The sequence below is a fragment of the Alistipes sp. CHKCI003 genome (genome assembly GCF_900021155.1).
GTDB lineage: Bacteria > Bacteroidota > Bacteroidia > Bacteroidales > Rikenellaceae > Alistipes > Alistipes excrementavium.
Genome location: NZ_FCNT01000046.1, coordinates 1 through 4,320, shown reverse-complemented (window position 1 = coordinate 4,320; position 4,320 = coordinate 1). Strand labels below are relative to the sequence as shown.

2 protein-coding genes and 1 pseudogene are annotated in these 4,320 nt (G+C 58.4%); all 3 read right to left on the bottom strand.

Features of this window, described 5'->3' with window-relative positions; all coding sequences use genetic code 11:
- Positions 1-205: 205 nt before the first annotated feature.
- Complete coding sequence (locus tag BN3659_RS05630; RefSeq protein WP_141682510.1) at positions 206-502, bottom strand: Thoeris anti-defense Tad2 family protein; 297 nt, start codon at positions 500-502, stop codon at positions 206-208.
- A 38-nt stretch (positions 503-540) separates the two neighbouring features.
- The gene (locus BN3659_RS05625) at positions 541-834 is read right to left on the bottom strand and encodes a hypothetical protein (RefSeq protein ID WP_091535247.1); all 294 of its coding nucleotides are present in this window, start codon (positions 832-834) and stop codon (positions 541-543) included.
- 20 nt (positions 835-854) lie between these two features.
- Positions 855-4,320, bottom strand: a pseudogene (locus BN3659_RS13145) (hypothetical protein); the annotation flags it as partial.

The window sequence follows — 4,320 nt, the reverse complement described above, 5'->3', positions numbered from 1 at the left end:
GAAGCAGGCCACCATCATCCCCATCGACAGAATCAGAAAGCAGGCGGCCGCAATGGCCAGCATCCCGAAGTCGCTGATTCCGCGTGCTACGGTCGTGATGTCGTTTACATGTGTCATATCTCTGCGGATTCGAGGTTTTTGTGAAACGAATAGTAGTACGCTGCGACGACCCCGTCCTGTTCGACGGGTCGTCCGATTCATGCCGTCAATGTTCGATCGTCCTCCAATCTTCGGCGAAGATGTCCTCCCATGAGGGGATATAATAGGTCGCGCTTGCTTCCTTGCCGAAGTTTCCGATCCTCAGCAGCAGCACTTGATCGTGATAGGTCAGCGTGCCGTTAAGGGCCTTTTTCGCCTCTCGGGGCAGGCTTGTCATGCGCGGTACGACTTCAGCAGCCACGGTCTGCGGAATTTGTTTTACGATGCAGGTTCCGCCGGCCCACGCTTCGCGGGCAAGGAGTTCGCCTTCGTTCAGGCGTTCGATCATTTGAGAAAATTTCATAATTCGAAGTTTTTAAAATTGATTCGATTATTTTTATTTTAAACAGATAGTTCTTCTGCATTTTTAAGGAATGAATAGTAGTACGCTGCGATGACCCCTCCCTGTTCGACGGGCCGTCCGAGGATCGTCTTGAGGCCCTCGTACTCGTCGTCCGAGAGTTCGACGGGTCCGTCGGATTTGTATACGCGCAGTGCGAGGTCCACGCCCTCGACGCCTCCCAGCCGCGCGAGCAGGTAGTTGCCGAGCTCCTTGCGCCAGTCCACGATCCGCACGAGGCGGTCGTCGCCCAAATCGTAATAGAGTTTGAATTTCGAAAAGTCGATACGTTTCATCTTGCTGTTTTTGTTATGTATTACTCTAAAATTCGCCAGTATGTACCGTCCCAAATGATGCGGACATGTTTGTTTTCAACGAGCGTATAGGTGCTGGCCGTCGTTCCGGACGGATTTTTGAGACTGACCCCGCTGTTGGGATAGGAGGTGATGCGTGTCCCGACACCGCTGCATTGGATAACCTCGATCGTGTCCCCGATTTCCGAATATCCGTCTCGTGTATCCGGCAGAGAGAGGGTCTGGATCGCCGACGAACCTTTCATCAGCAGCACCTGCTCTCTTTTTATGACCGGAGAGCCCATTATGTATGAAGTCGCCGATACGATTTGCGTATGCGCGTGCAGAAAACCCTTGATGCGTCCCGTGGCGGTCATGATGTGGTTCGATTGTGCGTAGAACGCATAATGTTCCGCCTTGCTTGCAGTCGATGTTTTTATACCGGGGGCATAGAAACAGACGTACGCTTGTCCCGCGTCAACCTTTCCTATCGTCCACTCTGAACAGAACTGTGCCCAAATACCGCTTGCTCCGGTTGGAGTGCTTGTGTTGAAAAAGGTTCCTATAGCGGAGAAGTAGGCTTTACTGTCTCCATTCCAAGAAGAGCAGACACCGTCTCCGATTTTGATTCCGTGTGTCGTGTCGTGCGACGAGGTGAGATAAAGTCCGTCGATTTTGAAGTCGCCGAAAGAACCGGCCGTTGCGGTGATCGTCCCCTTTATATAAGCCTCCTCGGCATATGTTGCCCCATTAGGGTATACCCTGAACTTCGCGCTGTCGGCGTCCGCGGCGGATGCGGCTCCGGCAAAGATCATCGGACAGCTCCGATCGTCGGGTGCGAAGTCCTGCCCCGTCAGGAAGTTCTTTCCGGTAATCCCTGCGACGACCGCCTTCGCCGAGTTCTTCACGCCGAGAAAGCTGCCGAGCGTCATACCCCCGCTAATGATCGTCTCGTCTTCTGCGAACGCCTTTTTCAGGTACTCCAAATTATCCGCGGCGATCTTCGCTCGGTCGATCTGCTTCTGCACATCCTCCACGGACGGGGACCACTCGGTGAGCATGTTTCCCGCCGAGCACATGATGTTGCGGAAAGCTACCGTGTCATCGGTATCGACATCGGCATAACATACGAAAGAGCTTCCGGCGGGTCTGTTCTGAACCGCCGAGAGACGATACCACTTTCCCACGGCTTCGGCCGGGAGCGTCGTCCGCACATTCGCCGCCTTCTCCCATCCGAGGGCGATACTCACGGATTTCGAAGCGTGCATCCATACGGATACGACGTACTCGGTTCCGCTCTCCGTTTCAAGGTCGGACGAAACGATGTACACCCCCTTCCCGATCCCGGATAATCCTCGCAGCACTAGACTGGAATACCCTTCATAGGTTTCGTTGACCGGCCCGGCGCCGTTGCGATCCCACGGGCCGCCGTTGGCATCGGTCGTCAGGGCCGCCGAATCGGGCAGGATGTTCACCGATGCCGGGCGGAGGTTGTCGATCTCCGCCTGCCGGTCGGCCGTCGAGGGGCTCCACGATGGTTCGGGTTTGTTTCCGCGCACCAGCATGACCTTTTCATAACGTACGGTATTTCCGGCCGTGCTGCCCCATCTGCCGGCATAGAGGATCAGGTACGCCTTGTCGGCAGCCCGCGTAACCGTATATACGGCCGTACGGCTGTCGGCCGTCAGCGTGGCCGCATCGGCGAGTGCCACATTTGCGGTGTAGTCATACAATTGGGCGGTGAATTCGGTCGCGGTTCCCGCCAGCAGGTCGATGCTGCCCACCGACAGGGCGAACTGGTCGCCGACGGCGACGGCTCCGACGGCGAACTCGGTCTGGGCGTAATCGTTGTCGCCCGCGCCGATCGTGCGGCTTTCCGTATTGTCGATGATGTTCACGCCGCTGTATTCGGCGTCCTCGGGCGAAGCGGTCCAGACGATGCCTTTGTTTCCCTGCGCGAGTTTCGCACCGCAGACATACGCCTCGTTTCCGGCCATCACACGTAAGAGCACGGCGCCGCCCTTGGCCTCGGAATAGGTCCGGAACGTCGTCCAATACCGCTTCCATTCTGTGGTCAGGTCGTAGGAGTTGAAGGTGTCGCGGCCCGTGTAGCCCGTGTGATGTCCGTTCGAGGCTATGACCCGATCGTTCACGCTCGGATAGCAGTAGGAGGCTATCGTCCCCGTCCCCTTAGCCCAGAAGCTGAGCGTGTACTCGGTCGAAGGAAGCAGCGAAACATTCTGCTGGCGTATGTCAATGTAGGTGTTGACCGACTTCGCATAATAGACCGTAAAATCATCGAAAACTTCGTTTGAGACCGTACCGTTTCCGGTCCATCCTTTCGTGAAGTCTTTCGTGTGGCGCAGAAGGTTCTCGCCCACGGGCTGCACTTCGGACACGAGCCGCTCGGAGTAGGCTTTCGCGGCGGCTGCGACCGCGTCGAGGATCGTTTCGCGCGCCGTGTAGTAGGCCGCGATGTCCGCGTAGTCCGACCCCACCGCAATGCTCTCGGGCGTCGAGGCCGTGTATTTGGCGAGCGCCGCGTTCGCGGCATTGTACGCTGCGGTGTAGTCGGTGGCCGGGACCGAATATTTGGACGCCTGCGCCGTGATCTCGGCATGCTCCGACTGTATGTCCTTCTGCTGCTGCCGGAGGGCCGTTTTCTCCTGCGGCGAGATGTAGCTGTCCGAGGCCCATGTGGCGAGCTTGTCGGTCGCGGCCTCGGCCGATGCTTTCGCCTTGTCGGCCGTCTCTTGGGCCGTCTGGGCCGTTTGCTTCGCATCCCGGGCCAGCGTATCGTCCGTGTACTTCGAGGCCTTGTCCCAATCCGAAGCATCGAAAGCGCCTGTCTGACGGGATTTGATGCAGCGCATCACGTCGCCCGAGGGCCCCTGCATCCACAAGTCGCCCACATCGTACGGCGGTGCGGGCTGCACGACGAACGTCCGGCTCTTGCCGTCGGCCGTCTCTTGCGCCTTGGCAGCCTCCCGCAACGCTTTTACGGCGTCGCTGTCCGCGATCGGGGTCCATTCGTAGGCCTCGCCCGACTTCACCCACCGCCACGACTTGCCCGCATCGGGAGTCGTCTGGGCGTCGACGTAAGGCTGCGTGTTGGTGAAGGTGTCGCCCTCGTGCTGAGCCTGCTCGCCGTCCCGGAGCCACGAGGCGGCCGGATCGTTCTGCAAGGTCGGGGTGTAGGCGTAGAACCAGTTCTCCACCACTCCGTCGAGCTTTTCGTTGATCCGGGCGAACTCCCCCGGAAGCGTGTTGTCGATGTAGTCCTTCGCCTCCTGAGCCTTGCGGGACGCGGAATCCGCCGCCTGCTGCGCCGTGTTGGCTGCATCCTCGGCGTTCGTGGCCGCCTGCTCGATCGCATCGAGGTCGAACTCTTTTTGGAAACGTCCCGTGGCGGGATCGTAGATTTTGCCCTGCACGAAACCCTGCTCGGGATTGTAGGCGATACCCATGCCGGATTCGGAAGAGGCCAGA